Raw genomic sequence first — 2754 nt, 5'->3', positions numbered from 1 at the left:
ATCTTCCTGTGTAATATATGCATAACGAAGCTCACCTTTTTTTTCCGCGTTCATACCAAAATAACAAGGAAATGTTTTATCCATCACCGTATTGTGGAAAGTTTGATATTCCTTGATTAACCATAGAGGTACTCGATCAGGATTTTTCATATCTTCTTTCGTTAACAAACATGAATTCGCAGTCAGCATCTCTTTTCTCCTTCAAATTGATATACTATCTTATACCCAGAATTTGATAAAATAAACGTCCATAACAGCTTATTCTCTCGTCATATTAAAAGATGCTGCAATAGATTCAAATTTTTTTGATTTCATCTGTATCAGCCTGAGCTAGTCTGCAAAAAAGCAGAGTGAATCCAATCTCATGAATTATTATAATGGACTGGTCTGTGGCAAAAACTCCTAGAAATCAAGCTAAAGCAAATCTCCCTGTAATGTTAAGGGAAATACAAAGTAGAACCTAAATAAAAGATTAAAATAAATCAGGTTAATGATCATTTTCTTTACTTTAGGATAACCTAAAAACTAAGGAGTGATTATATATGACAAGAAGAAATAAAATCCTAGTAGCGGGAGCTAGAAAAGGTCTTGATGATTTAAAAGCCAAAGTAGCTGGTACGAAGAATCATGAAGATGCAAAGTTTGAAGTTGCAAAAGAAGTTGGCGTACCACTGAAAAAAGACTATAACGGTCAACTGACATCAAAGCAAGCTGGAAAAATTGGTGGAAAGTTAGGAGGAGGTATGGTCAAGGAACTTATACAGATGGCTCAGGAAAACTTAGGAAAAAACAATAACTAATTCATTGAATCACGATTGCTTAACAAATATAAACTCAGAACGTTTAACATTTAGAAGGAGACGGACATTTCCTTATCCCCGCCTCCTTTTTGCTCAAATTTCAAATATATAAATGATTTTCATGAATTTTAAGTTAAAAATTTATTCATTACATCTCGGTTTAATTGATCATTAGTACCTGCAAAAACAACGGACCTTTAATCAAAATATAAATATAATCAGTAAGCTCCAGCGCTATAGCAAGGTTTTGTTCGACTAGAAGTATTGTCGTTCCTTCTGCCTTTAATTGTTTTATAATTTTAATGACTTCTAGAACCATAATTGGAAACACCCTGTGGTTTATGTTAATAGATTAGACTTTAATGCTATAAATAAAAAACAGCCAGGAATGTTAAGATTCCCAAACTGCTTGAAAAATTATTGCGCTGTATATCCACCACCTATTTATATGAATAAATTTMTTTATATCATCACGTACAGTCATATCCTATTTTTCATTCTTTTTACAAAACTCCATATTCCTTTTCGTTACTTTGATAGATTTCTTCAATTTTCTTACCCTTGGCCCGTGCCAATATTTCCATCCGAACGGCTAATTGTTTCATGGTGAAATCTAAAACAGCTTGTTTATCATTATCAAATGGATTGCCAAACCGATCATATCCTTCCATATTTAACGCGATGGCAAGTGGGGCAAGTTCTGCCATTCTTTTTTCAACTTGTCTAAAAATATGTGGATGCTCACTGATAATCCTCTGTAGCAAAAAAGTGCCATATGCAATATGGCGCGATTCATCTTTTTTCAAAAGGCCAACCCCTTTTAATAAACCAGGCATCATATTATTGTCTTCTAGTGTCTGATAAAACCCAAAATACCCGGTTTCAGCAAGCACTCCCTCGGTAAACATATTATATACAGTGGCCGCTTCCGCCAATGCTTCAGGAGACTGATCGTGTATTAGTTTCTCCATCGCCTCAGGCAGTATTTCGTAAAAAATAGATTTGTATGTTTCTGAATGATAAACCGTTAGATCACCTGTTTCACCAATTTGATCTAACGTATAACGGAAAAATTCCATATGCTTTGCTTCCTCGAATAAGAAAGTTGTTAAGTACATTTCCTCTTCAATTCTACCTTCCTTTGCTATAGCCATAATAAGCGGAAGTAAATCCAATGTCACGGCTTCTTCTCCGCCCTGGAAAAGCGAAATAATCCGTAATAAAACTTCTCTTTCAATACTAGTAAACGACTTCCAATCTTCTATATCCTGACTGAAATTAATGTCACGCGGATTCCATACACCGAATTTTTTTGCCTTTTGATAGAGTTTAAACGGAAGGGTATCTTCTCTAAAACTTCGGCTGCTGGTCGTCAAATTCGTTCTTTTCATTTTTTTATCCTCCTTAAAATAGGGAATCGTAAACTTGTAAACACTTAAGCATAGATAATCAAATTTGTAAGGCCCTACCTTATATTGTAAGATATTAGTAAGTTTTTACCTATCACTGAAAAAGTAGGGAGGAATAAAGTCGAATGCTTGAGGAAACCTTGTTGAATCATGTTAAAAATATTTCCATACAAAAAGATATGAGAAATAAATCAAAAATGATTGTAAAGGGCTGTGTAGATTTTTTTTCATTTCAACGTGCCTCTTTGTTCAGTTACTCTTGTTTAAGTGGTATGGGTGAAGGTATTTACTCATGCACAAGTAAAGAAACAATTTCGTTACATCATGTCAAAGAAAATATTCATGATATATACCCCATCCACCAAGCTCTCATAAATAACAAACCAGTATATTTAACAATTAAACATACGAAATCATCCATACCTGCAAAATACGTTAAAAGATTTGCAATCTCTTCATTAGCTGTAATTCCGGTTATAGTCAATGAAATGGTTATTGGTTTTGTTTTAGTTGACCCAATACAGACCAACGAACCTGTTACAAAG

The 2754-nt window shown here is 33.9% G+C and carries 5 protein-coding genes; 2 read left to right on the top strand and 3 right to left on the bottom strand.

Features of this window, described 5'->3' with window-relative positions; translation table 11 throughout:
• Window positions 1–189, bottom strand: a 189-nt coding sequence (locus tag AC1DUW_RS25200; RefSeq protein ID WP_477643756.1) for a YqcI/YcgG family protein, incomplete at its 3' end; no start/stop codon positions are given.
• Between the two features lie 353 nt (window positions 190–542).
• Here AC1DUW_RS25200 and AC1DUW_RS25195 point away from each other — a divergent pair.
• A complete protein-coding gene (locus AC1DUW_RS25195) occupies window positions 543–800 on the top strand; it encodes an alpha/beta-type small acid-soluble spore protein (protein WP_053346373.1) in 258 nt (85 codons plus the stop codon).
• A 160-nt stretch (window positions 801–960) separates the two neighbouring features.
• Here AC1DUW_RS25195 and AC1DUW_RS25190 read toward each other — a convergent pair whose 3' ends face one another.
• Together AC1DUW_RS25190 and AC1DUW_RS25185 are read right to left on the bottom strand one after the other, a co-directional pair.
• Window positions 961–1119 (bottom strand): hypothetical protein, encoded by a 159-nt coding sequence (locus tag AC1DUW_RS25190; protein ID WP_161804932.1) that lies wholly within the window; start codon window positions 1117–1119, stop codon window positions 961–963.
• A 184-nt stretch (window positions 1120–1303) separates the two neighbouring features.
• Window positions 1304–2191, bottom strand: coding sequence for a R2-like ligand-binding oxidase (locus AC1DUW_RS25185; RefSeq protein ID WP_057218923.1), 888 nt, complete (start codon window positions 2189–2191; stop codon window positions 1304–1306).
• Between the two features lie 143 nt (window positions 2192–2334).
• On the opposite strand from AC1DUW_RS25185, the gene AC1DUW_RS25180 reads away from it, so the two are divergent.
• A partial coding sequence (locus AC1DUW_RS25180; protein WP_477643755.1) for a hypothetical protein occupies window positions 2335–2754 on the top strand: 420 nt, incomplete at its 3' end.

This window comes from Peribacillus sp. P4_C12, assembly GCF_056402095.1.
The sequence above is the reverse complement of the archived record's forward strand: the minus strand, read 5'-3'. Positions and strand labels throughout refer to the sequence as shown.

Bases quoted from the DNA above. Each gene is read 5' to 3' on its own strand.
- AC1DUW_RS25185 (WP_057218923.1), bottom strand. From the start codon at position 2,191: ATGAAAAGAACGAATTTGACGACCAGCAGCCGAAGTTTTAGAGAAGAT.
- AC1DUW_RS25195 (WP_053346373.1), top strand. From the start codon at position 543: ATGACAAGAAGAAATAAAATCCTAGTAGCGGGAGCTAGAAAAGGTCTT.
- AC1DUW_RS25190 (WP_161804932.1), bottom strand. From the start codon at position 1,119: ATGGTTCTAGAAGTCATTAAAATTATAAAACAATTAAAGGCAGAAGGA.